The organism is Sinorhizobium fredii USDA 257 (assembly GCF_000265205.3).
GTDB lineage: Bacteria > Pseudomonadota > Alphaproteobacteria > Rhizobiales > Rhizobiaceae > Sinorhizobium > Sinorhizobium fredii_B.
On sequence record NC_018000.1, the window covers coordinates 3,637,896 to 3,664,233 of the forward strand.

Consider the following 26,338-nt stretch of genomic DNA (forward strand, 5'->3'; position numbering starts at 1 on the left):
TAAAGAGGCGCGAAATTTGGACGCGGCCCGCTACGTGGCCGCGATCGTTCGATTCGAATGCCCCGAAGAGGGCAGGACTGGAAGCTGATGCAGACCGTACTCCTCGTCATCTATCTCATGGTCGTCGTTGCCCTGATCGGCGTCGTCCTCATTCAGCGTTCCGAAGGTGGCGGTCTCGGTATCGGCGGCGGTTCGGGCTTCATGTCCGCCCGTGGCACGGCCAATGCACTGACCCGCACGACGGCGATTCTCGCCTTCCTGTTCTTCGGCCTTGCACTTGGGATGGGTATCCTGGCGCGTTACGAGCCGCAGGCAACCGACATTCTCGAGCGTATTCCGGGCACGAGCTCAAGCGGCGGCGTGCTTGATTCGCTCGGCGGCGGCCAGACGGCGCCGGCCGGTGGGAACACGACGGCCCCCGCGACCGGTAACGGTGCAGGCAGCACGGTTCCGGCAGAGGGCGCGGCTCAGCCCGCTCAAGCTCCGGCTGCTCAGCCGACCGCCCCGGCCCCGGCCCCCGGTGCCAACGGCAATACCGGATCGCAAGTTCCGAGCGGCCAGTAAGGTCGAAATTCAGAAGAACCGCCGGCGGATGTTTCATCCGCCGGTTTTGTTTTGTGTGAAATCTGCCGCGGCGAAAAACGGAAAAATTCGGGAAGACGAGTTTTTTCGGTGGCGGAATCGTTTGTGAAAAGGTATCCGGTGACTCCCATGGCGCGATATGTATTCATCACTGGCGGCGTGGTCTCCTCTCTCGGAAAAGGCATCGCTGCGGCTGCTCTCGGAGCTCTGCTGCAGGCGCGTGGCTACCGCGTGAGGCTGCGCAAGCTCGACCCCTATCTCAACGTCGATCCGGGCACCATGAGCCCGACGCAGCATGGCGAAGTGTTCGTCACCGATGACGGGGCGGAAACCGACCTCGATCTCGGCCACTACGAACGCTTCACCGGCCGTTCGGCGACGAAGACCGACAACATCACCACGGGGCGGATCTACAAGAACATCATCGACAAGGAGCGGCGCGGCGACTATCTCGGCGCGACGGTCCAGGTGATCCCGCACGTCACCAACGAAATCAAGAACTTCGTCACCGAGGGCAATGAGGATTACGATTTCGTCATCTGCGAGATCGGCGGCACCGTCGGTGATATCGAGGCGATGCCCTTCATGGAGGCGATCCGCCAGCTCGGTAACGACCTGCCGCGCGGCACCGCCGTCTACGTCCACCTGACGCTGATGCCTTACATTCCGGCGGCGGGTGAACTGAAGACCAAGCCGACCCAGCATTCGGTCAAGGAATTGCAGGCGCTCGGCATTCATCCCGACATTCTGCTCGTGCGCGCCGATCGCGAGATTCCGGAAGCGGAGCGCCGCAAGCTGTCGCTCTTCTGCAATGTGCGGCAATCGGCCGTGATCCAGGCCCTCGATGTGGCGTCGATCTACGACGTGCCGATCGCCTATCATAAGGAGGGGCTGGACAACGAAGTGCTCGCCGCCTTCGGCATCGAGCCGGCACCGAAGCCGCGTATGGAAGCCTGGGAGAATGTGGCGCACCGGATCCGCACCCCGGAAGGCGAAGTCACGATCGCGATCGTCGGCAAATATACCGGCCTGAAGGACGCCTATAAGTCGTTGATCGAGGCGCTCTATCACGGCGGCATCGCCAACCGCGTCAAGGTCAAGCTCGAATGGATCGAATCGGAGGTCTTCGAAAAGGAGGATCCGGCGCCCTATCTCGAGAAGGTCCACGGCATTCTCGTTCCCGGCGGTTTCGGCGAGCGCGGTTCGGAAGGCAAGATCAACGCGGCGCGCTTTGCCCGCGAACGCAAGGTGCCCTATTTCGGCATCTGCTTCGGCATGCAGATGGCGGTGGTCGAAGCCGCACGCAATCTTGCCGGCATCGAAAAGGCGTCGTCGACCGAATTCGGCCCCGCCAAGGAGCCGGTCGTCGGCCTGATGACCGAGTGGGTGAAGGGCAACGCTCTCGAGCAACGCTCGGCCTCCGGCGATCTCGGCGGCACCATGCGGCTCGGCGCCTATCGTGCGACCCTCAAGCAGAACACGAAGATTGCCGAAATCTACGGATCGACAGACATCTTCGAACGCCATCGCCATCGCTACGAGGTCAATGTCGACTACAAGGATCGCCTGGAGTCCTGCGGCCTGGTTTTCTCCGGCATGTCGCCGGACGGTGTGTTGCCGGAAACGGTGGAGTACAATAACCATCCGTGGTTCATCGGCGTGCAGTACCATCCGGAACTGAAGTCCCGGCCTCTTGAACCGCACCCGCTCTTTGCGAGCTTCATCGAAGCGGCGCTCGAACAATCGCGGCTGGTGTAGCCTCGCTCTTTTCGGATGATGCCGATCCTTTCGCGGCCGGTTCCCCAGGGACCGGCCGCACTTATAACTGCCAGTGGCTGCTGGCACTCCGGTCCTCCTGCCGCTTGCAATCGACGGTCAAAAGTTGCAAACAGCGGCAAACCGGTCATCAGGGAAACCGCCATGAGCCTGCCCACGCGCACCGCCCGCCCGCTCGATCATCTCGTGCTGCCGGTTGCGGAACTCGGGCGGGCAAGGCAGCGCCTCTCCGATCTCGGCTTCACCGTTGCCGATGACGCACGTCATCCCTTCGGCACGGAGAACGCCTGCGTCTTCTTTTCCGACAACACCTATCTGGAGCCACTCGCCATCGCTTCCCGCGAAGAATGCGAGGCTGCCGCCCTTGCCGGCAATGCCTTTGTCGCGCGCGACCATGCGTTCCGCTTCCGGCAGGGTCCGGAAGGCCTATCCTCAATCGTGCTCGGGACGCCGGATGCCGCCGCTGATCACATCCGCTATCGGTCCTGCGGCATCTCCGGCGGCGAGATGCTGGAATTCTCGCGGCCCATGCGTCTGCCGGACGGACGCGAAGGGCTCGGCTCTTTCAGGCTGGCTTTTGCCGCCGACCTGCGCGCGCCCGACTTCTTCCTGTTCAGTTGCCAGCGGATCCGCGCCCTGCCGATCGACAGCGCGCTCGCCAACCACCAGAATGGTGTGACCGGTATCGCCGAAGTGGTTCTCTCGGAGCCCAATCCGACAGACTTCCAGTATCTGCTGCAGGAAGCCGTCGATGAGCGCGAAGTCTCGGCCCATTCCTTCGGCATGGACATCCAGGCCGGCAGCGCCAAGCTGTCGGTGCTGAACCCGGCAGGCATGGAGGCCTTCTACGGCCGCTCCGTCAGCGCGTCCGAACGCGGCTTGCGCGGCCGTGCCGTGGTGTTCCGCGTCGCCGACCTGGAAGCGACGCGCGCGCTGTTCGCGCAGAATGATATCGAATTTGCAGAAATGGGCGGACGCCTCATTGTCCCGGAAGCGCCGGGGCAGGGAGTGATCTTCGCGTTTGGAGTGTGATGATGGAAACGAATTCAAGGGTTGTCGTCGGCGAAGGTACCGGCCAGGTGGTGTTCTCGCAGAAGGAGCGGCTGACCCTGATCGCCGGCCCCTGCCAGATGGAAAGCCGCGAGCACGCCTTCATGATGGCCGGCAAGCTTGTCGAGCTCTGCAGGTCGCTCGGTCTCCGCCTCGTCTACAAATCCTCCTTCGACAAGGCAAACCGCACCTCGCTCTCGGGCAAGCGCGGCATCGGCCTTGAAAAGGCGATGGAGATCTTTGCCGATCTCAAGCGCGAATTCGGCTTTCCGGTGCTGGCCGACATCCATACCGAAGAACAGTGCTCGCAAGTCGCCGAGACCGTCGATATTCTGCAGATCCCCGCCTTTCTGTCGCGCCAGACCGATCTGCTCGTCGCTGCCGCCAAGACCGGGAGGACGATCAACGTCAAGAAGGGCCAGTTCCTGGCGCCCTGGGACATGAAGAACGTGCTCGCCAAGTTCACAATGAGCGGCAACCCGAACGTCCTTCTCTGCGAGCGCGGCGCCTCCTTCGGTTATAACACGCTCGTTTCCGACATGCGCTCGCTGCCGATCATGGCGGCGCTCGGAGCGCCCGTGGTCTTCGACGCGACCCATTCGGTGCAGCAGCCGGGCGGGCAGGGTGGCTCGACCGGCGGTCAGCGCGAATTCGTCGAAACTCTGGCACGGGCAGCCGTTGCCGTGGGGGTCGCCGGCGTCTTTGTCGAGACACATGAGGATCCGGACAACGCCCCCTCCGACGGCCCGAACATGGTGCCGCTCGAGGCCATGCCGCGTCTCCTTGAAAAGCTGCTCGCTTTCGACGCGATCGCCAAGGCTTGAATGAGGCGCGGTGTCGCCCAGCGTGAAATTTTCATGAAGGGCGATGGCTCGCCTGCTTCCGGCGCCGCGCGCCATTGTAATTTCAGGGCCATGAATTAAGACAGGCCCACCATCATCATCGTCCACAAGCAGGGAAGAGATCATGACTGCAATCATCGACATCATCGGCCGCGAGATTCTCGACAGCCGCGGCAACCCGACCGTCGAGGTCGATGTCCATCTCGAAGACGGCAGTTTCGGCCGCGCCGCCGTTCCCTCGGGCGCTTCGACCGGCGCGCATGAAGCAGTGGAACTGCGCGACGGCGGCACCCGCTACCTCGGCAAGGGCGTCCAGCGCGCCGTCGATGCGGTCAACGGCGAAATCTTCGAAGCGATCGGCGGTCTCGATGCCGAGAACCAGATCCAGATCGACAAGACCATGATCGAGCTCGACGGCACGTCGAACAAGTCGCGCATCGGCGCCAACGCCATTCTCGGCGTGTCGCTCGCCGTCGCCAAAGCTGCGGCGGAAGCTGCCGGCCTGCCGCTCTACCGCTATGTTGGCGGCCCGAACGCGCATCTCCTGCCGGTGCCGATGATGAACATCATCAACGGCGGGGCGCATGCCGACAACCCGATCGACTTCCAGGAATTCATGATCATGCCGGTCGGCGCCGAGACCCTGAAGGACGCCGTCCGCATGGGTTCGGAAGTCTTCCACACGCTGAAGAAGCAGCTCGCCGCCGAAGGCCACAACACCAATGTCGGCGACGAGGGCGGCTTCGCGCCGGGCCTCGCTTCGGCACCGGCGGCGCTCGACTTCATCATGAAGTCGATTGAAAAAGCCGGCTACAAGCCGGGCGACGACATGTATGTCGCGCTCGACTGCGCCTCGACGGAATTCTTCAAGGACGGCAAATACGTGCTCGAAGGCGAAGGCCGGACGCTCGAGCCGGGCGCAATGGCCGAATACCTCGCCGAGCTTGCCGCAAAGTACCCGATCATCTCGATCGAAGACGGCATGGCCGAAGACGACTGGGACGGCTGGAAGGCCCTGACCGATCTCATCGGCAACAAGTGCCAGCTCGTCGGCGACGACCTGTTCGTCACCAACTCGGCGCGGCTGCGCGACGGTATCAAGATGGGTGTCGCCAACTCGATCCTCGTCAAGGTCAACCAGATCGGTTCGCTCTCCGAAACGCTCGATGCCGTCGAGACGGCGCACAAGGCGCGCTACACCGCGGTAATGTCGCACCGTTCCGGCGAGACCGAAGATTCGACGATCGCCGATCTCGCGGTTGCTACCAATTGCGGTCAGATCAAGACCGGCTCGCTGGCCCGTTCCGACCGGCTCGCCAAGTACAACCAGCTGATCCGCATCGAGGAGCAGCTCGGCCTGCAGGCGGAGTACGCTGGCCGCTCCATCCTGCGCGGTTGATCGCTACCACTGGCGTCAGCGCCAATTTTCGAACCCGCCCGCCTCCCGGCCGGCGGGTTTCCTTTTCCTTGCCATTCATGGTCAACGGTCGGTTAATCAATCGACGTTAATCTGCCTTGGTATTGCGTAGCAGGGCATTGACGATGTGGACACGGCATCACAAGAAGCGGAGACTGGGGCGGCTGGTAGTGCCGGTGATCGCGGTCGCCTTTCTTTCTTACTTCGGCTATCATTCGATCCATGGCGGTTACGGCTTGACGGCGACGGAGGAGTTCGACCGCCAGATCGCCGAGCGGCAGGCACGGCTCGACGAGCTCACTCAGAGGCGGCAAATCCTGGAAAAGGAGGTCGTGCTGATGAGTGACGGTTCGTTGGAAAGAGACATGCTGGATGAGAAGGCTCGCCTCGCGCTCAACATGTCGCGTAGCGACGAGATCGTCATTTTTCATCGACCGGCGGATTAACTGAAATTAGGTTAATTGAAAATAATCCTTTAAGATCATTCAGTTATGCTGAATAATAGCCATGCAAATATGTCATTGCTGTGGCGCTCTTCTTTCCCTATGGTAGCCCACCAAAGGCTAACCATTGGGAGGAATGAATGGCTCCGCGAAAAACCGCGCCCGTCTCCGGCCGCAAGACTGCTGCCAAGCCGGCTAAGAAGGACTTCACCGGCGGCACGATCGCCGAATTCTCCAAAGAAGCTGAACTCAAAGCCTACCGCGAAATGCTGCTGATCCGGCGTTTCGAGGAGAAGGCCGGCCAGCTTTACGGCATGGGCTTCATCGGCGGCTTCTGTCACCTCTATATCGGCCAGGAAGCTGTCGTCGTCGGCATGCAGCTGGCGCTGAAGGAAGGCGATCAGGTCATCACTGGTTACCGCGATCATGGCCACATGCTCGCCTGCGGCATGAGTGCCCGCGGCGTGATGGCCGAACTTACCGGTCGCCGCGGCGGTCTTTCCAAGGGGAAGGGCGGCTCGATGCACATGTTCTCCAAGGAGAAGCACTTCTACGGTGGTCACGGCATCGTCGGCGCCCAGGTTTCCCTCGGCACCGGTCTGGCCTTCGCCAACAGGTATCGCGGCAACGACAATGTCAGCCTCGCTTATTTCGGCGACGGTGCCGCCAACCAGGGCCAGGTCTATGAGAGCTTCAACATGGCAGCGCTCTGGAAGCTGCCGGTGATCTATATCGTCGAGAACAATCGTTATGCGATGGGCACCTCCGTGTCGCGCGCTTCGGCGCAGACCGATTTCTCGCAGCGCGGCGCTTCCTTCGGCATTCCCGGCTATCAGGTCGACGGCATGGACGTGCGTGCCGTCAAGGCGGCAGCCGACGAGGCCGTCGAACATTGCCGCTCCGGCAAGGGGCCGATCATCCTCGAGATGCTGACCTACCGCTACCGCGGTCACTCGATGTCCGACCCGGCGAAATATCGCTCGAAGGACGAAGTGCAGAAGATGCGCTCGGAACATGATCCAATCGAGCAGGTGAAGGCCCGCCTTGTCGAAAAGGGCTGGGCGAGCGAGGACGAGCTGAAGCAGATCGACAAGGAGGTTCGCGACATCGTTGCGGACAGCGCCGATTTTGCCCAGTCTGATCCCGAGCCGGATGTATCCGAGCTCTACACCGACATCCTGCTTTGATCCGGGGAGGGACGAATATGCCAGTAGAAATTCTCATGCCTGCCCTTTCCCCGACGATGGAGGAAGGCACGCTTTCCAAGTGGCTGAAGAACGAGGGCGACAAGGTGTCCTCCGGCGACGTCATCGCCGAGATCGAGACCGACAAGGCGACGATGGAAGTCGAAGCCGTCGACGAAGGGACGATCGGCAAGCTGCTGATCGCCGCCGGCACCGAAGGCGTCAAGGTCAATACGCCGATCGCCGTGCTGCTCCAGGACGGCGAGGCCGCCGGCGATATCGCCACTGCCAAGACGGAAGCGCCGAAGCCGGCAGCGGTCGAGGCTCCGGCGCCGGCCGCTGCCCCCGTCGCGGCTCAGCCGAAGGCCGAAATTCCCGCCGATCCGGCGATTCCGGCCGGAACCGAAATGGTCACGATCACGGTCCGCGAAGCGCTCCGCGATGCCATGGCCGAAGAAATGCGCGCCGATGACAACGTCTTCGTCATGGGCGAGGAGGTCGCCGAATACCAGGGCGCCTACAAGATCACCCAAGGGTTGCTGCAGGAGTTCGGCCCGCGCCGGGTCGTCGACACGCCGATCACCGAGCATGGCTTCGCCGGCGTTGGCGTCGGCGCGGCGATGACGGGCCTGCGCCCGATCGTCGAATTCATGACGTTCAACTTCGCCATGCAGGCGATCGACCAGATCATCAACTCCGCCGCCAAGACGCTCTATATGTCCGGCGGCCAGATGGGCGCGCCGATCGTCTTCCGCGGGCCGAGCGGTGCTGCGGCCCGCGTCGCCGCCCAGCACTCGCAGTGCTATGCCGCCTGGTACAGCCACATTCCCGGCCTGAAGGTCGTCATGCCCTACACGGCGGCGGATGCGAAGGGCCTGTTGAAGGCCGCGATCCGCGATCCGAACCCCGTCATCTTCCTCGAAAACGAAATCCTCTACGGCCAGTCGTTCGAAGTGCCGAAACTCAACGATTTCGTCCTGCCGATCGGCAAGGCGCGTATTCATCGCGTCGGCAAGGACGTGACGGTCGTCTCCTTCGGCATCGGCATGACCTATGCGGTCAAGGCCGCAGCCGAGCTCGAGTCACAGGGCATTGATGTCGAAGTCATCGACCTTCGCACCATCCGCCCGATGGACCTGCCGACCGTCATCGAATCCGTCAAGAAGACCGGTCGCCTCGTCACCGTCGAGGAAGGCTACCCGCAGTCCTCCGTCGGCACCGAGATCGCCACCCGCGTCATGCAGCAGGCCTTCGATTATCTCGATGCGCCGATCCTGACGATCGCCGGCAAGGACGTGCCGATGCCCTATGCGGCCAACCTTGAAAAGCTTGCTCTGCCGAACGTCGCCGAGGTCGTCGATGCGGTGAAAGCCGTCTGCTACAAATAAGAGAGGGACGTTCGATGCCAATCAACATCACAATGCCTGCCCTCTCGCCGACCATGGAAGAAGGCAATCTCGCCAAGTGGCTGGTCAAGGAAGGCGACAAGGTCAAGTCCGGAGACGTCATCGCAGAGATCGAGACCGACAAGGCGACGATGGAAGTCGAAGCCGTCGATGAAGGCACTGTCGCCAAGATTGTCGTTCCAGCCGGCACCGAAGGTGTCAAGGTCAATGCGTTGATCGCTGTCCTGGCTGCTGACGGCGAAGATGTCGCAACGGCTGCCAAGGGCGGCAATGGCGCAGCCGCGCCGGCGTCTGCCGCGAAGGCGGAAGCACCTGCTCCGGCGGCGCCCGCCGCGGCTCCGGTACCGGCCACAGCCCCCGTTGCTCCGGCTGCATCGGCGGCTCCGGCAGCGGCCGGTGACGGCAAGCGCGTCTTCTCGTCGCCGCTGGCCCGGCGTCTTGCCAAGGAAGCAGGCATCGACCTCTCCGCCGTTGCCGGTTCCGGTCCCTATGGCCGCGTCGTCAAGAAGGATGTGGAAGCTGCCGTGTCGGGCGGCATCGCCAAGCCGGCGGCACCGGCTGCCGCTCAAGCACCGGCCGCCGCGCCGCTTGCCAAGGGCATGTCGGAAGACGCCGTCCTCAAGCTGTTCGAGCCGGGCTCCTACGAACTCGTGCCGCATGACGGCATGCGCAAGACGATTGCCAAGCGTCTGCAGGAATCGAAACAGACGATCCCGCATTTCTATGTTTCCCTCGATTGCCAGCTCGATGCGCTGCTGGCGCTGCGTGCCCAGCTCAATACGGCTGCGCCCGAAAAGGACGGCAAGCCGGTCTACAAGCTTTCGGTCAACGACATGGTGATCAAGGCGCTGGCGCTGGCGCTGCGTGACGTTCCGGATGCGAACGTCTCCTGGACGGACAGCAACATGGTCAAGCACAAGCATTCCGATGTCGGCGTTGCCGTGTCGATCCCGGGCGGGCTGATCACGCCGATCATCCGCCAGGCGGAGCTGAAGAGCCTTTCGGCCATCTCCAACGAGATGAAGGATCTCGGCAAGCGCGCCAAGGAGCGCAAGCTGAAGCCTGAGGAATACCAGGGCGGCACCACGGCCGTCTCCAACATGGGTATGATGGGCGTCAAGGACTTCGCCGCCGTCGTCAACCCGCCGCATGCAACGATCCTCGCGGTCGGTGCCGGCGAGGAGCGCGTCATCGTCAAGAACAAGGAGATGGTCATTGCCAACATGATGACCGTGACGCTGTCGACCGACCATCGCTGCGTTGATGGCGCGCTCGGTGCCGAATTGCTCGGCGCATTCAAGCGCTACATCGAAAACCCGATGGGCATGCTTGTCTGATGCGATCCGGACCGGCATCACGCCGGTCCGTCCCTTCCCTGACATGCGAGTAGGCAGATGAAGACAGTCCTTTGCTACGGTGACAGTCTGACTTGGGGCTATGACGCGGAGGGTCCGGGTCGGCACGCTTTGGAAAATCGCTGGCCGACACTGCTTCAGAAGGCGCTCGGCGCCGGCGTCAACGTCATTACCGAAGGACTGAACGGCCGCACCACGGCCTATGACGATCATCTCGCCGATTGCGACCGCAACGGCGCGCGTGTCCTGCCGACCGTGCTGCACAGCCACGCGCCGCTCGACCTCATCATCTTCATGCTCGGCTCGAACGACATGAAGCCGATAATTCACGGCACGGCCTTCGGCGCCGTCAAGGGCATCGAGCGTCTTGTTCGCCTGGTCCGCCGGCACGATTGGCCCGTACAGACGGAGGAGGGGCCGGATATCCTCGTCGTCTCGCCGCCGCCGCTTTGCGAGACCGCCAACGGCGCCTTTGCCGCCATGTTTGCCGGCGGCGTCGAGCAGTCGGCGATGCTGGCGTCGCTCTATCGCGATCTTGCCGACGAACTCGACTGCGGCTTCTTCGATGCCGGCTCGGTCGCCCGGACGACGCCGCTCGATGGGGTTCATCTCGACGCCGAGAATACGCGCGCGATCGGCCGGGGCGTGGAGCCGGTCGTGCGGATGATGCTCGGGCTTTGACGATGGTGGCTGGCGCGACCCTGAGACCTGCGCAGCGAAGCGAAGCGGCGGAACTGGCGATCCTCGTCGATGTAGCCTCGCACGGCTTTGCCTCCTGGCTGTGGTACGGCGGCGTGTTGAGCAAATCGTCGGATACCGCTTTCGAACACGGCCGGAACCGGATGCGTCAGGATAGCGGGCTCGGCACTTGGCGCGACGCGGTCGTCGCCGTCCTCGAAGACGAGATTGTCGGCGTTTCGGTATCTTACGGCATCAATGCATCGGTGCGGGATATCGAGCCGAAACACCCGGTGGTCGTGCCGCTGCTTGCGATCCAGAGAGAGCTTGTCGGCCACTGGTTCATCGACAGCCTCGGCGTCTACAGGGCGCATCGCGGCAAGGGGATCGGCCGGGCGCTGCTCGAAAACGAATTTGTCCGCGCTCGCGAGGCGCCGGTGAGCCTGATCACCGAGAGCCACAATGAGAAGGCGCAGGCGCTTTACAAGAGGAACGGCTTCGAAGAGGTGACGCGCGCTGCAGCCGTGCCGCTCTTCGAAGATAGCAGGAAACATGATTGGGTGCTCTTCACCCGCAAGGTCGCTTGAAACAAAGGTAGGAAACACATGGCTGAGAATTACGACGTCATCGTTATCGGTTCGGGCCCGGGCGGCTATGTCACCGCCATCCGCTCGGCGCAACTGGGCTTGAAGACGGCGATCGTCGAGCGCGAGCACCTGGGCGGCATCTGCCTCAACTGGGGCTGCATTCCCACCAAGGCCCTGCTGCGCTCCGCCGAGATCCTCGACCATGCCAATCACGCCAAGAACTACGGCCTGACACTCGAAGGCAAGATGACCGCCAACGTCACGGATGTCGTGGCCCGCTCGCGCGGCGTTTCGGCGCGCCTGAACGGCGGCGTCGCCTTCCTCATGAAGAAGAACAAGATCGACGTGGTCTGGGGCGAGGCCAAGCTGACGAAGCCCGGCGAGATCGTTGTCGGCGCGCCGTCGAAGCCGGCCGTCCAGCCGCAGAACCCGGTGCCGAAGGGCGTCAAGGGCGAGGGCACCTACACGGCCAAGCACATCATCATCGCGACCGGCGCGCGGCCGCGGGCTCTCCCCGGCATCGAGCCGGACGGCAAGCTGATCTGGACCTATTTCGAGGCGATGAAGCCCGAGGAACTGCCGAAATCGATGGTCGTGATGGGGTCCGGCGCCATCGGTATCGAATTCGCGAGCTTCTATCGTTCCATGGGCGTCGATGTCACGGTCGTCGAGCTCTTGCCGCAGGTGATGCCGGTCGAGGATGCCGAGATTTCCGCCCTTGCACGCAAGCTGCTCGAGAAGCGCGGCCTGAAGATCTTCACCGACGCCAAGGTCACCAAGGTCGAGAAGGGCGCCAACGACGTCACGGCTCATGTCGAGACGAAGGACGGCAAGGTAACGCCGATCAAGGCGGACCGCCTGATCTCGGCCGTCGGTGTTCAGGGCAACATCGAGAACCTCGGGCTCGAGGCGCTCGGCGTGAAGACCGAGCGCGGCTGCATCGTCACCGACGGCTATGGCAAGACGAACGTCGCCGGAATCTATGCGATCGGCGATGTCGCCGGTCCGCCGATGCTGGCGCACAAGGCCGAGCATGAGGGCGTGATCTGCGTCGAGAAGATCGCCGGCGTGCCGGGCGTCCATGCGCTCGACAAAAGCAAGGTCCCGGGCTGCACCTATTGCGACCCGCAGGTCGCTTCGGTGGGTCTTACCGAGGCAATGGCCAAGGAACTCGGCCGCGACATCCGCGTTGGCCGCTACAGCTTCGGCGCCAACGGCAAGGCGATCGCGCTCGGTGAGGACCAAGGCCTGATCAAGACGATCTTCGACAAGAAGACCGGCGAACTGCTCGGCGCTCATATGGTCGGTGCGGAAGTCACCGAACTCATCCAGGGCTTCGTTGTCGCCATGAACCTGGAGACCACCGAGGAAGAGCTGATGCACACGATCTTCCCGCATCCGACACTCTCGGAAATGATGAAGGAAAGCGTACTCGACGCCTACGGAAAAGTGCTGAACGCCTGATGTCGTGCGGCCGTCCGGAACTTACGGTATACTCACGCATTGATTGCGTAGCATCTTCAGTGGGCGGAGGTCGTCATGAGCGTGAACGGCGTGGGTATTTTGGCAGCGATCATCATCGGTGGGCTGGCCGGCTGGCTGGCGGAGAGATTCATGAACAGCCAAATGGGGCTGTTCATGAACATTATTCTCGGCATCATCGGCGCGGTCGTCTTGAACTTCATCCTGGCGGCATTCGGCATGGCCTATACCGGCTGGATCGCCTATCTGATCGTCGGCTTCATTGGCGCCTGCCTGCTGATTGCCGCGGGGCGCGCCGTCCGCGGGTAGAAATATATCCGCCATCCAATTGCGGTCAGGCTGCCATGCAAATGACGGCCTGACTTTTCATGTCTGGCTGTTTATATAGATCGAAAAACCAACGGCCTCCGGCCGCTTGCTCGATGCGATGAAGGAAGACAGATGGTAACGGTTTTCGATGCGGTATCGGATCGAGCTGAACGCGTTCGCCACCCGGAAAAGGCGCACCGGCCGGATACCGAGGTGCTGCGCAAGCCGGACTGGATCCGGGTCAAGGCGCCGACCTCGAAGGGCTATATGGAGACCCGCTCGATCGTGAAGGGCAACAAGCTCGTCACTGTCTGCGAGGAGGCCGGCTGCCCGAACATCGGCGAATGTTGGGACAAGAAGCACGCCACCTTCATGATCATGGGCGAGATCTGCACGCGCGCTTGCGCCTTCTGCAATGTCTCGACCGGCAAGCCGAACGCGCTGGATCTCGACGAGCCCGCCAACGTCGCCAAGGCGATCAAGCAGATGGGCCTCAGCCACGTCGTCATCACCTCGGTCGACCGCGACGACCTCGAGGACGGCGGCGCGGAGCATTTCGAGAAGGTGATCTTTGCGATCCGCGAGGCCTCGCCCACGACGACGATCGAAATCCTGACGCCGGACTTTTTGAGGAAGCCCGGCGCGCTGGAGCGGGTCGTCGCCGCCAAGCCGGACGTCTTCAACCACAACCTCGAGACCGTTCCTTCCAATTATCTGACCGTGCGTCCGGGGGCGCGCTATTTCCATTCGATCCGCCTGCTGCAGCGGGTGAAGGAACTCGATCCGACGATGTTCACCAAGTCCGGCATCATGGTCGGCCTCGGCGAGGAACGGAACGAGGTGCTGCAACTGATGGACGACCTGCGCACCGCCGACGTCGACTTCCTGACGATCGGCCAGTACCTGCAGCCGACCCGCAAGCATCACAAGGTCGAGAAATTCGTGACCCCCGAGGAGTTCAAGTCCTACGAGACGGTCGCCTACACCAAGGGCTTCCTGATGGTTGCGTCGAGCCCGCTGACCCGCTCGTCGCACCATGCCGGCGACGATTTCGCCCGGCTGAAGACGGCGCGCGAGAAGAAGCTGCTGGCCGCAGCGGAGTAGTCCGTCGGCCATCGCCAAAGGAAAGGCCGCGGCGTTTCGACGCCGCGGCTCTTTTGTCTTGGAGGTGGAATGGTGAACTATCTCGCCGATCTTGCGGAGGCGGCGTCCGTCCTTTCCCGTGCGAAGCGCATTCTGGTCGTCGGCTGCTCGGGCGGCGGCAAGACCACATTGGCGCGGGGGCTCTCCACACGATTTGATCTGCCTTTCGTTTCGATGGACCGAGAGTTTTTCTGGCTACCCGGTTGGGTTTCGAGGCCGCGTGCCGAACAAAGGGCAATGATCACGGCCAGGGTCGACGAGCCGGAATGGATCATGGACGGAACCAATTCATCGAGCTTCGATCTGAGACTGCCGCGCACAGAAATTGTCTTTTGGGTCCGGATGCCGCGTCTGCTTTGCCTATCGGGAGCCTTACGCCGTTGGCTGCAATGGCGTGGGCAAGCGCGGCCGGAAATGGCCGACGGCTGCCCCGAACGAGTGAACTGGGAGTTCGTGCGCTACATATGGACGTTCGAACGCAGATACGCGCCGATAATTGCCGCGGGCCTCAAGGAGCACCGGGTTCCCGTCTTGCAGATAAGAAGCCGGGCACAAATGCGACTTCTCCTCGATTTTCTCGGCTGCAGTCCTAACTCGGATTTTGCAACCAACCACGTCGTCAAACATTCGGCCGAATAGATGGTCGACCTCGATGTCGAGCCCTATCCGGAGTTTCTGTCCCATGCGACATTTGGCGCTACTTGAAACCGTGTCCTGCTTCTCCACCTTCTTAAGAGTGGGTACGAATGGAAGAAGATGGGAGCGCCGGGAGCGACCCTGCTGGCCACAGATAATTCAACAGAGCATATCGCCCTGCTGTTCGTCCGAATTGACCGGCTTTGAAGGAGTCACCTGCCTTCCTCTTCGCTTCCAGTGAAGGGAAATGGAAATGGCAAAGGTCGTTTGCGTCCTCTACGACGATCCGGTCGAGGGATATCCCACCGCCTATGCGCGGGATGGGCTGCCGAAGCTTGAGAGCTACTCCGGCGGCCAGACGCTTCCCACACCGAAGGCCATTGATTTTCAGCCGGGTACGCTCCTCGGCAGCGTCTCCGGAGAGCTCGGCTTGAGGACGTTCCTCGAAGGCCAGGGACATAGCCTGGTGGTGACGTCGGACAAGGATGGTCCAGACAGCGTCTTCGAACGTGAGCTCGTCGACGCCGACATCGTGATATCGCAACCTTTCTGGCCGGCCTACCTGACCGCCGAGCGGATCGCCAAGGCGAACAAGCTGAAACTCGCGATCACCGCCGGCATCGGCTCGGACCATGTCGATCTTCAGGCCGCGATAGACCGCGGCATGACGGTCGCCGAGGTGACCTACTGCAACTCGATCAGCGTGTCCGAACATGTGGTCATGATGATCCTCAGCCTGGCGCGGAACTATATCCCCTCCTACCAGTGGGTCGTGAGAGGCGGCTGGAACATCGCCGACTGCGTCGCGCGTTCCTACGATATCGAGGGTATGGAAATCGGCACGGTTGGCGCCGGGCGGATCGGCAGCGCGGTGCTGCGTCGGCTGAAGCCGTTCGACGTCAAGCTGCACTACACCGACCGCCACCGGCTCCCCGACGCGGTCGAAAAGGAACTCGGCGTTACTTTCCACCAGACGGCAGCAGACATGGTGCCCGTCTGCGATGTCGTCACGATCAACGCCCCGCTCCATCCGGAGACGGAAAATCTCTTCGACGAGGCGATGATCGCCGAGATGAAACGTGGCGCCTATCTGGTCAACACGGCGCGCGGCAAGATCTGCAATCGCGATGCCGTTGCGCGGGCGCTGGAGAGCGGCCAACTCGCTGGCTACGCCGGCGACGTGTGGTTCCCGCAGCCGCCGCCCAAGGAACATCCGTGGCGATCGATGTCTCATCACGGCATGACCCCGCATATTTCGGGGTCGTCGCTATCCGCCCAGGCACGCTATGCTGCCGGTACGCGAGAGATTCTGGAGTGCTGGTTCGAAGGCCGGCCGATCCGCGAGGAATATCTGATTGTCGCAGGCGGCAAGCTGGCGGGCGCCGGCGCACACTCCTACAGCGCGGGGGATGCGACCCGCGGGTCTGAGGAGGCGGCGCGTTTCAAGACCTAAGCGTGGCACTGTCGCTTCGGGTGGTTGCAATTATGAAGGCACAAGTGCGCCTTCTTCTTGATCTTCTCGCGCTGCGGCCTTAACTCAAAAATCATGCCGCATTTTGAAACCAACCACGTCGTCAAGCATTCTGCCGAGCAGATGTTCAATCTCGTCGCCGAAGTCGAGCGCTATCCGGAATTTTTGCCGCTTTGCGAGGCGCTGAGCGTGCGCTCCCGCAAGGAACGCGACGGCAAGGCATTGCTGCTTGCCGACATGACGGTGGGCTACAAGGCGATCCGCGAGACGTTTACGACGCAGGTGCTGCTCAAGCCGGCCGAGCGGATGATCGATGTCAATTACATCGAGGGGCCGTTCAAGTATCTCGACAACGTCTGGCGTTTCGAGCCGCTCAACGAGAACCAGTCGATCGTGCATTTTTACATCGACTACGAGTTCAAGAGCCGCATTCTCGGCGCCCTGATGGGCTCGATGTTCGACCGCGCCTTCCGCATGTTTTCCGAAGCCTTCGAGAAACGCGCCGACGCGATCTACGGCGCCTGAGCGATCTCCTTGAGGAGATCGAGCGCCGTTCTGACCGTTGCCAGGCGCACCGCGTCGCGGCCGATATCGCCATAGCGCATCTCGCGGTGAATGAACGAGCCTTGCCGCCCCGCCGCAGCGAGGTGGACAAGCCCGACCGGTTTCTCGGCCGAGCCGCCGCTCGGGCCTGCGATACCTGTGACAGCGACCGCTAGATCGGCACCGGATCGGGAGACGGCGCCCCGCGCCATCTCCGCGGCAATCTCGCGGGAAACGGCACCGTGGGCCGCGAGCGTCGCGGCTTTAACCCCGAGCATGTCGATTTTCGCCGCGTTGGAATAGGTGACGAAGCCGCGGTCGACGACTATGGACGAGCCGGCGATCTCGGTCAGCGCCGCAGCGATCAGGCCGCCGGTGCAGGATTCGGCGGTGGCGACTTTCTGCCCGCGCGCGGTGAAGTCGGCAATGACGGCGCGCGCCGCCGCTTCGATGTCGGCCGGCCACATCAGGCTTTGGTCCCTGGCGCATAGAAGACCGTTGCCGTGGCGATGGCGGCGATGCCTTCCCCGCGCCCGACGAAGCCGAGCTTCTCGTTGGTGGTCGCCTTGACCGAGCAGCGGTCGAGCGCAATGTCGAGCATGGCGGCAAGATTCTCGCGCATCTGCTGGCGGTGGGGGCCGACCTTCGGCGCCTCCGCGATCAGCGAAACGTCCGCATTGGTGATCGTGCCGCCGCGTTCGTGCACGATGCGTGCCGCGTGTTCCAGGAAGATGCGGGACGGCGCGCCCTTCCACTGCGGGTCGGAGGGCGGAAAGTGATCGCCGATGTCGCCGGCGCCGCAGGTGGCAAGCAGCGCGTCGGTCAAGGCATGCAAGGCGACGTCCGCATCGGAATGGCCGGAGAGCCTGCGGTCATGCGGTATGAAGACGCCGCAAAGCGTGACGCCGTCGCCCTCGACGAGCTGGTGCACGTCATAGCCGTTGCCGGTGCGCACGTCGGGAATTGCGTGGCGGGTCAGCCTTTCATCGGCCATCGATAGGTCCCTCTGAAGGGTGAGCTTGACGTTTTCGACCGCACCTTCGACGAGGACGACCGGCATGCCGGCCCATTCGGCGATGGATGCGTCGTCGGTGAAGTCGCTCCGGCCGCTGGCGCTTGCGGCGCGGTGGGCGGCAAGGATCGCCTCGAGGCGGAAGCATTGCGGTGTCTGGGCTGCGTAGAGGCCGGTCCGCGGCACCGTCTCCTCGACAACGCGGCCGTCCGTCGCCCGTTTCAGCGTATCGGCGACAGCGATGGCCGGAAGTGCCGCCTCGGCGCCGCCCTCGAGCGCTGCGCGGCAGCGGTCGAGCAAGGCGTGGTCGGTGAACGGACGCACTGCGTCCTGGATCATCGCGTGTCGGGCGCCGGCCTTGTCGAGCGCTTCGAGGCCGGCAAGAACCGAGAGCTGCCGCGTTGCACCGCCGTGGACGACCGACACCGCGATCGGGCAGGTCATCCGCTTGAGTGCCGCGGCGAGAAGCGCCTCGTCCTCGGGATGGATGACGACGACGATCGGGCCAGTGCCCGGCCATGTCGCGAAAATGTCAAGTGTATGCGCGATAACGGGACGGTCGCCGATCGTGCGGTACTGCTTTGGCCCGTCCGCAGATTGGCCGGCGCGCTCGCCGCGGCCGGCGGCGACGACGACGACGCCACAGGAGAACTGTTCTTCCGGCTGCATCTTCTGTATGGGGTCCCGCAATTCGAAAATCTCCCCCGTCATGTACCGCGAAGGTTCCGTCATTGCCAGCCATCTGTGCATGTCGCCAAAACTGTGGAGCGGTTTTGGGGAGTGTCGACCTGCATGGAACGGAGGATGGGAGGCGCGCTTGCGCGCTCAAAAGGAATTTTGGCGGGCGCGTGGAAATCGCTTGGCAAGCCGAAGAACAATGGCTAAAAATAGTGCATCATAATTATGTGCCTGAAAGATATGCATTTGCCACTGCCGGCCCTGTCATCGTCGCTCCGGATCGGGAATGTTGAAATCCGCAATCGGGTGGCGCTCGCGCCGATGTCCGGTGTAACCGACTTGCCCTTCCGCAGGCTTGCCTGGCGCTTCGGCGCCGGATTCGTCGTGACGGAAATGGTGGCAAGCCGCGAACTGGTCTGCAACGCCGCCGAATCATGGGCGCGGCTGAAGAATTCCGGGATTGATCCCCATATCGTCCAGCTTGCCGGGCGCGAGGCCCACTGGATGGCCGAGGCGGCCAAAATCGTCGAAGCCAACGGCGCGGACATTGTCGACATCAATATGGGCTGCCCGGCAAAGAAGGTCACCGGCGGCTATTCCGGCTCGGCGCTTATGCGCGATCCGGACCATGCCCTGTCGCTGATCGAGGCGACGGTCAAGGCCGTCCGCGTCCCGGTGACGCTGAAGATGCGGCTCGGCTGGGACGAGAACTCAATCAATGCGCCGCTGATTGCGCGCCGGGCCGAAGCTGCGGGCGTGCAGGCGATCACCATTCACGGCCGCACGCGCATGCAATTCTATAGCGGCAAGGCCGACTGGGACGCGATCAGGGCGGTTCGCGACGCGATCTCCATTCCTCTGATCGCCAATGGCGACGTCGACGCGGTCGCCGATGCCACGGAAATCCTGCGCCGCTCCGGTGCCGACGCCGTCATGGTGGGCCGCTCCTGCCAGGGGCGGCCGTGGCATGCAGGCGTGCTGGCCGGTGCCGCAAGTCAGCCGGATGCAGCGGCGATCGCGGCAATATTCGCCGAGCACTACGCGATGATGCTCGAATTCTATGGGTCGGAGATCGGGCTTCGTCATGCCCGCAAGCATGTCGCCTGGTATCTCGAGCGTTTCGCGCCGGATATTGCCGCCGCGGAAAAGGCGGAGATCCTGACGTCGAAGGACGTGAAACTGGTGAGCGATCGGGTTGCGACCGCGATTGCTTGCTCCGGCCTGGAGCCGGCAAGGGAGGGGATGGCGGCATGACCGAAAAGGCACTAGTTCCGGAACCGGCGGAAGGCGCGAGCGACCTCTCGATGGCCGTGCTGAACGCCATACAGAACCCGGTCATACTTGTTGACGAGAACGGGCACGTCGCCTTCGCGAATTGGGAAGCGGAGTCCTTCTTTGGGGCGAGCGCCAACCATCTCGCCCGCCACGATATCAGCGCCTTCATTCCGTTTGGCAGCCCGCTCCTGACGCTCGTCGAACAGGTGCGCGAAAGGCGCGCCCCGGTCAACGAGTACCGCGTCGATCTGAGCTCGCCACGCCTCGGAGCCGACAAGCTGGTCGACCTTTACGTGGCGCCGGTGCTGTCGCAGCCGGGATCCGTCGTGATCGTCTTCCAGGAACGCTCGATGGCCGACAAGATCGATCGGCAGCTCACCCATCGGGCCGCGGCGCGCTCGGTGACCGGCCTTGCCTCGATGCTGGCCCATGAGATCAAGAACCCGCTATCCGGCATCAGGGGCGCGGCCCAGCTCCTCGAAACATCGGTCAATGACGAAGACCGGGCACTCACGCGGCTGATCTGCGACGAGACCGACCGCATCGTCTCTCTCGTCGATCGCATGGAAGTGTTTTCCGACGAGCGGCCGGTCGATCGGGTGCCGCTGAATATCCATTCGGTTCTCGACCATGTGAAGGCAATCGCCAAGGCGGGCTTTGCCCGCGGCATCAAGATTTCCGAAAACTACGACCCTTCGCTGCCGCCGGTCTATGCCAACCGCGACCAGCTCGTCCAGGTATTCCTCAACCTGGTCAAGAACGCCGCCGAGGCGATTGGCGATCGGCCCGAAGGCGAGATCATGCTGACGACGGCCTACCGCCCGGGCATCCGGCTCTCGGTGGCGGGAACCCGCGAAAAGATTTCGCTGCCGCTGGAGTTCTGCGTCCACGACAACGGACCGGGCGTGCCGTCCGACCTGCTGCCGCATCTCTTCGATCCGTTCATCACCACGAAGACGAACGGCTCCGGTCTCGGGCTGGCGCTGGTGGCCAAGATCATTGGCGGCCACGGCGGCATCGTCGAATGCGACAGCCAGCACAGCCGCACGACTTTTCGCGTTCTGATGCCAGCCTCGAAGGGACGGGCGGCAGATGACGTAACACCGATGACAGAAGGAACCATTGCATGACGGGCGCTACGATCCTCGTCGCGGATGACGACGCAGCCATTCGCACCGTGCTCAACCAGGCTCTCAGTCGTGCCGGATACGATGTGCGCATCACATCCAATGCAGCGACTCTGTGGCGCTGGATCGCCGCCGGCGATGGCGACCTGGTCGTCACCGATGTGGTGATGCCGGATGAGAACGCGTTCGATCTCCTGCCGCGGATCAAGAAAGCGCGACCTGACCTGCCGGTGCTGGTGATGAGCGCCCAGAACACCTTCATGACCGCCATCAAGGCGTCGGAGAAGGGCGCCTATGATTATCTCCCGAAACCCTTCGACCTGACCGAACTGATCGGCATCATCGGGCGGGCGCTCGCCGAGCCGAAACGGCGTCCTTCGAAGCTGGACGACGATTCGCAGGACGGCATGCCGCTTGTCGGCCGCTCCGCCGCCATGCAGGAAATCTACCGGGTGCTCGCCCGACTGATGCAGACCGACCTGACGCTGATGATCACCGGCGAATCGGGGACCGGCAAGGAACTGGTCGCACGCGCTTTGCACGACTACGGCAAACGCAGAAATGGTCCGTTTGTCGCGATCAACATGGCGGCGATCCCGCGCGACCTCATCGAGTCGGAATTGTTCGGTCATGAGAAGGGGGCGTTCACGGGCGCCCAGACGCGCTCCACCGGCCGCTTCGAACAGGCCGAGGGCGGAACGCTGTTCCTCGACGAAATCGGCGACATGCCGATGGATGCGCAGACGCGGCTCCTGCGCGTCCTCCAGCAGGGCGAGTATACGACCGTCGGCGGGCGCACGCCGATCCGCTCCGACGTGCGCATCGTCGCGGCGACGAACAAGGACCTGAAACAGTCGATCAATCAGGGACTTTTCCGCGAGGACCTCTACTATCGCTTGAACGTCGTGCCGCTGCGCCTGCCGCCGCTCAGGGACCGCGCCGAGGATATTCCCGATCTGGTTCGGCATTTCGTCCAGCAGGCCGAAAAGGAGGGGCTCGACGTCAAGCGCTTCGACCAGGAGGCGCTGGAACTGATGAAGGCGCATCCCTGGCCCGGCAACGTTCGCGAGCTTGAGAACCTCGTGCGCCGCCTGACCGCACTTTATCCACAGGACGTGATCACCCGGGAGATCATCGAAAACGAGCTGCGCTCGGAGGTGCCGGACAGCCCGATCGACAAGGCGGCGGCGCGTCCGGGCTCGATGTCGATCTCGCAGGCGGTTGAAGAGAACATGCGGCAGTATTTCGCGAGTTTCGGCGAAGCCCTGCCGCCCACCGGCCTTTACGAGCGCGTGCTTGCGGAAATGGAGTATCCGTTGATTCTAGCAGCCTTGACGGCGACGCGCGGCAACCAGATCAAGGCTGCCGATCTGCTCGGGCTGAACCGCAATACGCTCCGCAAGAAGATCCGGGAACTGGGCGTCTCGGTCTATCGGAGCTCACGCACCGCTTGACTGCTTTGCAACACCGTTGCATTTTCGCCACAATACGTTGCTTGAAGGGCTTGTAGGGCGTCGATTCGCTCTGCACCTGGGCGACGGCGGCTCGTGAAGCGGCGCATGCCAGCGCCGTCCGAGCCGAGGCACGTTCAATATCTTGGTCCGGACTTGCAGGCGGGTGCCGGTGTCTTCGGGACGCCGGTTTTGGGGGAAGCTTTTTTCATGGTGGATGGAATGGCCTTGCCATTGGGCACGGAGGAGGGAGGTGCGGCTGCCCAGGATCGGCGAGCCTCCTTCGCGCTCCCCGGCCTAATGCTGGCCACCGGTGCGCTGGTCTGCGCCACCCTGTCGCTGCTCGTCCTTCTTGGCCTCACCCCCATTCGGCCGGAGCGAAACATCGTCATTGCCTGCGCCGGCATCAATGGCGTCTTCGTCGTCGGACTGATCTATCTCATCGCTCGCGAGATCATCAGGCTGCTTCGCGCCCGCAGCAAGGGAAGGGCGGCTGCGCGGCTGCATGTGCGCATCGTCGCCCTGTTCTCGATCGTCGCGATAACGCCGGCCATCCTCGTTGCGATTTTTGCCAGCATCACCCTCGACGTCGGCCTCGACCGCTGGTTCTCGCTGCGCACCCAGGCGATCGTGCGCTCCTCGCTGAACGTCGCCCAGGCCTATGTGCTGGAGAATGCGAGCTATCTCCAGGGGCAGACGGTTTCGATGGCCAACGACCTCGAACGCAACCGACAGCTGTACGCCCTCGACCGCACCGGCTTCACCGAACTGATGACGCGGCAGGCGAGGGGACGCGGCATGCTCGGTGCATTCCTGGTTCGCGCCGACGGCAGCGCCATCCTGCAGGCCAATATCTCGACCGAGCGACCCTTGCCGGCCATTCCGCAGGACGCTTTGAAAAGCACGGTCGCCGGCCAGCCGACGCTCATTCCCCCGGGCGTGACCAATCTCGTCGGAGCGGTCGTACCGCTCGAGAATTTCCCGGGGATCTACCTCTATACGCTTCGCAACGTCGATCCCGAAGTCATGCGTTCCATGCGGTTGATGGAGGAGAACACCGCCGAATACAAGGCGCTCGAGGCGGGGCGCACGTCGTTGCAGGTCGCCTTTGGCGTCCTTTACATCGGCTTCGCGCTGATCGTGCTACTGGCGGCGATCTGGACCGCCATAGCGGTTGCCGACCGCATCGTCCGTCCGATCCGGCAGCTGATCGGGGCGGCCGACAGCGTCGCCTCGGGCAATCTCGATGTCGTCGTGCCGGTGCGCGCCGTCGACGGCGACGTCGGCAACCTGTCACGCACCTTCAACAAGATGGTCAGCGAGATCAGGACGCAGCAGGATCAGATTCTTGTCGCGAAGGACGAGGTCGATCAGCGCCGCCGCTTCATCGAAGCGGTGCTTTCCGGCGTCACGGCGGCGGTGATCGGCGTCGGCCGTGACCGCCGCATTACGATCGCAAACCCCTCGTCGGAGGAATTCCTGCGAAAATCGGCTCCCGGACTGCTCGGTGCGAGCCTGCGCGAAGTCGCGCCGGAGATCGAGCAGGTTCTGGTCGAGGCGGAAAGTCGCTACCGCAACGACTACCGCAAACAGATCAACATCATGCGTGGCGGAACCGAGCGCACCCTGAATGTTCAGGTGACCCGGGAGGAGGGCGAAGGTTCGCAGGGCTCCTACGTCATCACCATCGACGACATCACCGATCTGGTCATCGCCCAGCGCTCGACCGCGTGGGCGGACGTGGCCCGGCGCATCGCGCACGAGATCAAGAACCCGCTGACGCCGATCCAGCTTTCGGCCGAGCGCCTGAAGCGGCGCTATGGCAGGCAGATCGACCAGGAAGACAAGGCCGTGTTCGACCAGTGCACGGATACGATCGTGCGCCAGGTGGAAGACATCGGCCGGATGGTCGACGAGTTCTCGGCCTTTGCGCGCATGCCGAAGCCGACGAAGGAAAAGTCCGACCTACGCTCGATCCTGAAGGATGCGGTCTTCCTGCGCGAGATGGGCAACAGCCATATCACCTTTGTTCGCGATTTCGGCGACGAAGCGCTCGAGGGGCAGTTCGACAGCCGTATGCTCGGCCAGGCCTTTGGAAATATCGTCAAGAATGCGGTGGAGGCGATCGAGGCGGTCCCGGCCGAGGCGGTTCGCGGCGCACCCAGGATTCTGGTGCGCTCCCGTCGCGACGATGTGACCGGCCGCTTCGTCGTCGATGTGATCGACAATGGCAAGGGGCTGCCCACCGAAAACCGGCACCGGATTCTGGAGCCGTACATGACGATGCGCGAGAAAGGCACGGGGCTGGGTCTCGCTATCGTCAAGAAGATCATCGAGGACCATGGCGGACAATTGGAATTGCACGACGCACCGGCGGATTTCGACGGCGGCGTCGGAGCGATGATCCGCGTGATCCTGCCGCCCGCCGGCGAAACCGAGGGCGATGAGACTGTGAAGGATAAGGGTAATACCAATGGCGGCTGACATTCTGGTTGTGGACGATGAGGAAGATATCCGTGAGATCGTCTCGGGTATCCTCTCGGACGAAGGTCACGAGACACGAACGGCTTTCGACAGCGACAGCGCGCTGGCGGCGATCAACGATCGCGTGCCCAGGCTTGTCTTCCTCGACATCTGGATGCAGGGCAGCCGACTGGACGGGCTGGCGCTGCTCGACGAGATTAAGGGCCGTCACCCCGATCTGCCGGTGGTGATGATCTCCGGCCACGGTAACATCGAGACGGCCGTTTCGGCGATCAAACGCGGTGCTTACGACTTCATCGAGAAGCCGTTCAAGGCCGATCGGCTGATCCTGATCGCCGAGCGGGCGCTGGAGAACTCCAAGCTCAAGCGCGAGGTCTTCGAGCTGAAGAAGAGATCCGGCGATCCGGTGGAACTCATCGGCACATCGGTGGCGGTCTCGCAACTGCGCCAGACGATCGAAAAGGTGGCCCCGACCAACAGCCGGATCATGATCCAGGGCCCCTCCGGCTCCGGCAAGGAGCTGGTGGCGCGCATGATCCATCGCAAGTCGACCCGTGCGACCGGTCCCTTCGTGGCCTTGAACGCGGCCGCCATCACGCCGGACCGCATGGAGATTGCTCTCTTCGGCACCGAGGGCACCGCCGGCCAGCCGCGCCGCACCGGTGCGCTGGAGGAAGCCCATGGCGGCATCCTCTATCTCGACGAGGTCGGCGAAATGCCGCGCGAGACGCAGAACAAGATCCTGCGGGTGCTCGTCGACCAGCAGTTCGAGCGGGTCGGCGGCTCGAAGCGCGTCAGGGTGGATGTCCGCATCATATCCTCGACCGCCTACAATCTCGAAAGCATGATCGCGGATGGCCTTTTCCGGGAGGATCTGTATCACCGCCTGGCCGTCATCCCGGTGCGGGTTCCGGCGCTGGCGGAGCGGCGGGAAGATATCCCGTTCCTGGTCGACATGTTCATGCGCCAGGTGAGCGAACATGCCGGCATCCGCCCGCGCAAGATCGGCGAGGATGCGCTCGCGGTCCTCCAGGCGCATGACTGGCCGGGCAATATCCGGCAATTGCGCAACAACATCGAGCGCCTGATGATCCTCGCCCGCACCGACGGGCCGGATACGCCGATCAGCGCCGACATGCTGCCGAACGAGGTGGGCGACACGCTGCCGAAGATTTCCGCCAAGGGCGACCAGCACATCATGACGCTGCCGCTGCGCGAGGCTCGCGAAATGTTCGAACGGGATTATCTGATCGCCCAGATCAATCGCTTCGGCGGAAACATCTCGCGCACTGCGGAATTCGTCGGCATGGAGCGTTCCGCGCTGCATCGCAAGCTGAAGTCGCTGGGTGTCTGATCCGAACGCATGCGAAGCGGCCTTCGGCCGCAGCAAAGCATCCAGTAAGGCCG

Annotated in this window: 24 protein-coding genes; 22 read left to right on the forward strand and 2 right to left on the reverse strand. The window is 63.0% G+C overall.

All coding sequences use genetic code 11. The annotated features are described in order from the left end of the window. Nucleotides 1–87 precede the first annotated feature (87 nt). The 17 genes from secG (at nucleotide 88) to USDA257_RS16995 (ending at nucleotide 16,886) form a co-directional block, all read left to right on the forward strand. Nucleotides 88–564 carry a preprotein translocase subunit SecG gene (secG, locus tag USDA257_RS16915; protein WP_041414318.1) on the forward strand — a complete coding sequence of 159 codons (477 nt, stop codon included), beginning with the start codon at nucleotides 88–90 and terminating at the stop codon, nucleotides 562–564. 138 nt (nucleotides 565–702) lie between these two features. Continuing rightward, the gene (locus USDA257_RS16920) at nucleotides 703–2,340 is read left to right on the forward strand and encodes a CTP synthase (protein ID WP_161623531.1); all 1,638 of its coding nucleotides are present in this window, start codon (nucleotides 703–705) and stop codon (nucleotides 2,338–2,340) included. Between the two features lie 162 nt (nucleotides 2,341–2,502). Continuing rightward, on the forward strand, nucleotides 2,503–3,390 hold the full coding sequence (locus tag USDA257_RS16925) for a VOC family protein (protein WP_014764177.1): 888 nt from the start codon (nucleotides 2,503–2,505) through the stop codon (nucleotides 3,388–3,390). Beyond that, on the forward strand, nucleotides 3,390–4,232 hold the full coding sequence (gene kdsA / locus USDA257_RS16930; protein WP_014764178.1) for a 3-deoxy-8-phosphooctulonate synthase: 843 nt from the start codon (nucleotides 3,390–3,392) through the stop codon (nucleotides 4,230–4,232). Before USDA257_RS16925 ends, kdsA begins: the two co-directional genes overlap by 1 nt. A gap of 142 nt (nucleotides 4,233–4,374) precedes the next feature. Then, nucleotides 4,375–5,649, forward strand: a complete 1,275-nt coding sequence (gene eno / locus USDA257_RS16935; RefSeq protein WP_014764179.1) for a phosphopyruvate hydratase — start codon at nucleotides 4,375–4,377, stop codon at nucleotides 5,647–5,649. Between the two features lie 143 nt (nucleotides 5,650–5,792). Next, complete coding sequence (locus tag USDA257_RS16940; RefSeq protein ID WP_014764180.1) at nucleotides 5,793–6,113, forward strand: FtsB family cell division protein; 321 nt, start codon at nucleotides 5,793–5,795, stop codon at nucleotides 6,111–6,113. Between the two features lie 137 nt (nucleotides 6,114–6,250). Then, on the forward strand, nucleotides 6,251–7,297 hold the full coding sequence (gene pdhA / locus USDA257_RS16945; protein ID WP_014764181.1) for a pyruvate dehydrogenase (acetyl-transferring) E1 component subunit alpha: 1,047 nt from the start codon (nucleotides 6,251–6,253) through the stop codon (nucleotides 7,295–7,297). A 17-nt stretch (nucleotides 7,298–7,314) separates the two neighbouring features. Beyond that, the gene (locus tag USDA257_RS16950; RefSeq protein WP_014764182.1) at nucleotides 7,315–8,682 is read left to right on the forward strand and encodes a pyruvate dehydrogenase complex E1 component subunit beta; all 1,368 of its coding nucleotides are present in this window, start codon (nucleotides 7,315–7,317) and stop codon (nucleotides 8,680–8,682) included. A 14-nt stretch (nucleotides 8,683–8,696) separates the two neighbouring features. Continuing rightward, complete coding sequence (locus USDA257_RS16955) at nucleotides 8,697–10,037, forward strand: pyruvate dehydrogenase complex dihydrolipoamide acetyltransferase (RefSeq protein WP_014764183.1); 1,341 nt, start codon at nucleotides 8,697–8,699, stop codon at nucleotides 10,035–10,037. 57 nt (nucleotides 10,038–10,094) lie between these two features. Continuing rightward, nucleotides 10,095–10,736: an SGNH/GDSL hydrolase family protein gene (locus tag USDA257_RS16960; protein WP_014764184.1), complete on the forward strand. Its 642-nt coding sequence runs from the start codon at nucleotides 10,095–10,097 to the stop codon at nucleotides 10,734–10,736. A 2-nt stretch (nucleotides 10,737–10,738) separates the two neighbouring features. Next, the gene (locus tag USDA257_RS16965; protein WP_014764185.1) at nucleotides 10,739–11,320 is read left to right on the forward strand and encodes a GNAT family N-acetyltransferase; all 582 of its coding nucleotides are present in this window, start codon (nucleotides 10,739–10,741) and stop codon (nucleotides 11,318–11,320) included. A gap of 18 nt (nucleotides 11,321–11,338) precedes the next feature. Then, entirely contained in the window at nucleotides 11,339–12,784 is a 1,446-nt protein-coding gene (lpdA, locus tag USDA257_RS16970; protein WP_014764186.1) for a dihydrolipoyl dehydrogenase, read from the forward strand. A gap of 75 nt (nucleotides 12,785–12,859) precedes the next feature. Further along, on the forward strand, nucleotides 12,860–13,111 hold the full coding sequence (locus USDA257_RS16975) for a GlsB/YeaQ/YmgE family stress response membrane protein (RefSeq protein WP_014764187.1): 252 nt from the start codon (nucleotides 12,860–12,862) through the stop codon (nucleotides 13,109–13,111). A 132-nt stretch (nucleotides 13,112–13,243) separates the two neighbouring features. Then, complete coding sequence (lipA, locus tag USDA257_RS16980) at nucleotides 13,244–14,215, forward strand: lipoyl synthase (protein ID WP_014764188.1); 972 nt, start codon at nucleotides 13,244–13,246, stop codon at nucleotides 14,213–14,215. A 69-nt stretch (nucleotides 14,216–14,284) separates the two neighbouring features. Next, on the forward strand, nucleotides 14,285–14,893 hold the full coding sequence (locus tag USDA257_RS16985) for an ATPase AAA (protein ID WP_041414324.1): 609 nt from the start codon (nucleotides 14,285–14,287) through the stop codon (nucleotides 14,891–14,893). 250 nt (nucleotides 14,894–15,143) lie between these two features. Then, nucleotides 15,144–16,343, forward strand: a complete 1,200-nt coding sequence (locus USDA257_RS16990) for an NAD-dependent formate dehydrogenase (protein WP_014764190.1) — start codon at nucleotides 15,144–15,146, stop codon at nucleotides 16,341–16,343. 93 nt (nucleotides 16,344–16,436) lie between these two features. Next, on the forward strand, nucleotides 16,437–16,886 hold the full coding sequence (locus tag USDA257_RS16995) for a type II toxin-antitoxin system RatA family toxin (protein ID WP_014764191.1): 450 nt from the start codon (nucleotides 16,437–16,439) through the stop codon (nucleotides 16,884–16,886). On the opposite strand, the gene USDA257_RS17000 is transcribed toward USDA257_RS16995, so the two are convergent. Beyond that, nucleotides 16,874–17,371, reverse strand: a complete 498-nt coding sequence (locus tag USDA257_RS17000) for a CinA family protein (protein WP_014764192.1) — start codon at nucleotides 17,369–17,371, stop codon at nucleotides 16,874–16,876. The two genes, USDA257_RS16995 and USDA257_RS17000, sit on opposite strands and share 13 nt — an antisense overlap. After that, complete coding sequence (locus USDA257_RS17005; RefSeq protein ID WP_041415351.1) at nucleotides 17,371–18,585, reverse strand: bifunctional 2-C-methyl-D-erythritol 4-phosphate cytidylyltransferase/2-C-methyl-D-erythritol 2,4-cyclodiphosphate synthase; 1,215 nt, start codon at nucleotides 18,583–18,585, stop codon at nucleotides 17,371–17,373. The genes USDA257_RS17000 and USDA257_RS17005 overlap by 1 nt, the downstream gene beginning before the upstream one ends. A gap of 234 nt (nucleotides 18,586–18,819) precedes the next feature. Here USDA257_RS17005 and dusB point away from each other — a divergent pair, with 234 nt between their 5' ends. The 5 genes from dusB to ntrX all read left to right on the forward strand — a co-directional run bounded on the left by dusB (nucleotide 18,820) and on the right by ntrX (nucleotide 26,285). Continuing rightward, on the forward strand, nucleotides 18,820–19,848 hold the full coding sequence (dusB, locus tag USDA257_RS17010) for a tRNA dihydrouridine synthase DusB (protein WP_014764195.1): 1,029 nt from the start codon (nucleotides 18,820–18,822) through the stop codon (nucleotides 19,846–19,848). Next, nucleotides 19,845–20,999 (forward strand): two-component system sensor histidine kinase NtrB, encoded by a 1,155-nt coding sequence (locus USDA257_RS17015; RefSeq protein ID WP_014764196.1) that lies wholly within the window; start codon nucleotides 19,845–19,847, stop codon nucleotides 20,997–20,999. The genes dusB and USDA257_RS17015 overlap by 4 nt, the downstream gene beginning before the upstream one ends. Then, nucleotides 20,996–22,450, forward strand: coding sequence for a nitrogen regulation protein NR(I) (gene ntrC, locus USDA257_RS17020; RefSeq protein WP_014764197.1), 1,455 nt, complete (start codon nucleotides 20,996–20,998; stop codon nucleotides 22,448–22,450). Before USDA257_RS17015 ends, ntrC begins: the two co-directional genes overlap by 4 nt. Before the next feature lie 207 nt (nucleotides 22,451–22,657). Continuing rightward, nucleotides 22,658–24,931, forward strand: a complete 2,274-nt coding sequence (locus USDA257_RS17025; RefSeq protein ID WP_014764198.1) for a sensor histidine kinase NtrY-like — start codon at nucleotides 22,658–22,660, stop codon at nucleotides 24,929–24,931. Further along, nucleotides 24,921–26,285 carry a two-component system response regulator NtrX gene (gene ntrX / locus USDA257_RS17030; RefSeq protein WP_014764199.1) on the forward strand — a complete coding sequence of 455 codons (1,365 nt, stop codon included), beginning with the start codon at nucleotides 24,921–24,923 and terminating at the stop codon, nucleotides 26,283–26,285. The genes USDA257_RS17025 and ntrX overlap by 11 nt, the downstream gene beginning before the upstream one ends. The last annotated feature ends 53 nt before the right edge of the window (nucleotides 26,286–26,338 follow it).

Excerpts from the sequence above, each read along its gene's own strand:
- secG (WP_041414318.1), top strand. The coding sequence starts at position 88 with ATGCAGACCGTACTCCTCGTCATCTATCTCATGGTCGTCGTTGCCCTG.
- ntrX (WP_014764199.1), top strand. The coding sequence starts at position 24,921 with ATGGCGGCTGACATTCTGGTTGTGGACGATGAGGAAGATATCCGTGAG.
- USDA257_RS16975 (WP_014764187.1), top strand. The coding sequence starts at position 12,860 with ATGAGCGTGAACGGCGTGGGTATTTTGGCAGCGATCATCATCGGTGGG.
- USDA257_RS16990 (WP_014764190.1), top strand. The coding sequence starts at position 15,144 with ATGGCAAAGGTCGTTTGCGTCCTCTACGACGATCCGGTCGAGGGATAT.
- USDA257_RS16965 (WP_014764185.1), top strand. The coding sequence starts at position 10,739 with ATGGTGGCTGGCGCGACCCTGAGACCTGCGCAGCGAAGCGAAGCGGCG.
- eno (WP_014764179.1), top strand. The coding sequence starts at position 4,375 with ATGACTGCAATCATCGACATCATCGGCCGCGAGATTCTCGACAGCCGC.
- USDA257_RS16940 (WP_014764180.1), top strand. The coding sequence starts at position 5,793 with ATGTGGACACGGCATCACAAGAAGCGGAGACTGGGGCGGCTGGTAGTG.
- USDA257_RS17000 (WP_014764192.1), bottom strand. The coding sequence starts at position 17,371 with ATGTGGCCGGCCGACATCGAAGCGGCGGCGCGCGCCGTCATTGCCGAC.
- USDA257_RS16995 (WP_014764191.1), top strand. The coding sequence starts at position 16,437 with ATGCCGCATTTTGAAACCAACCACGTCGTCAAGCATTCTGCCGAGCAG.
- lipA (WP_014764188.1), top strand. The coding sequence starts at position 13,244 with ATGGTAACGGTTTTCGATGCGGTATCGGATCGAGCTGAACGCGTTCGC.
- USDA257_RS16985 (WP_041414324.1), top strand. The coding sequence starts at position 14,285 with ATGGTGAACTATCTCGCCGATCTTGCGGAGGCGGCGTCCGTCCTTTCC.
- USDA257_RS16925 (WP_014764177.1), top strand. The coding sequence starts at position 2,503 with ATGAGCCTGCCCACGCGCACCGCCCGCCCGCTCGATCATCTCGTGCTG.
- pdhA (WP_014764181.1), top strand. The coding sequence starts at position 6,251 with ATGGCTCCGCGAAAAACCGCGCCCGTCTCCGGCCGCAAGACTGCTGCC.
- USDA257_RS16950 (WP_014764182.1), top strand. The coding sequence starts at position 7,315 with ATGCCAGTAGAAATTCTCATGCCTGCCCTTTCCCCGACGATGGAGGAA.
- USDA257_RS17015 (WP_014764196.1), top strand. The coding sequence starts at position 19,845 with ATGACCGAAAAGGCACTAGTTCCGGAACCGGCGGAAGGCGCGAGCGAC.
- USDA257_RS16960 (WP_014764184.1), top strand. The coding sequence starts at position 10,095 with ATGAAGACAGTCCTTTGCTACGGTGACAGTCTGACTTGGGGCTATGAC.
- kdsA (WP_014764178.1), top strand. The coding sequence starts at position 3,390 with ATGATGGAAACGAATTCAAGGGTTGTCGTCGGCGAAGGTACCGGCCAG.
- USDA257_RS16955 (WP_014764183.1), top strand. The coding sequence starts at position 8,697 with ATGCCAATCAACATCACAATGCCTGCCCTCTCGCCGACCATGGAAGAA.
- ntrC (WP_014764197.1), top strand. The coding sequence starts at position 20,996 with ATGACGGGCGCTACGATCCTCGTCGCGGATGACGACGCAGCCATTCGC.
- USDA257_RS17025 (WP_014764198.1), top strand. The coding sequence starts at position 22,658 with ATGGTGGATGGAATGGCCTTGCCATTGGGCACGGAGGAGGGAGGTGCG.
- dusB (WP_014764195.1), top strand. The coding sequence starts at position 18,820 with ATGTGCCTGAAAGATATGCATTTGCCACTGCCGGCCCTGTCATCGTCG.
- USDA257_RS17005 (WP_041415351.1), bottom strand. The coding sequence starts at position 18,585 with ATGCAGCCGGAAGAACAGTTCTCCTGTGGCGTCGTCGTCGTCGCCGCC.
- lpdA (WP_014764186.1), top strand. The coding sequence starts at position 11,339 with ATGGCTGAGAATTACGACGTCATCGTTATCGGTTCGGGCCCGGGCGGC.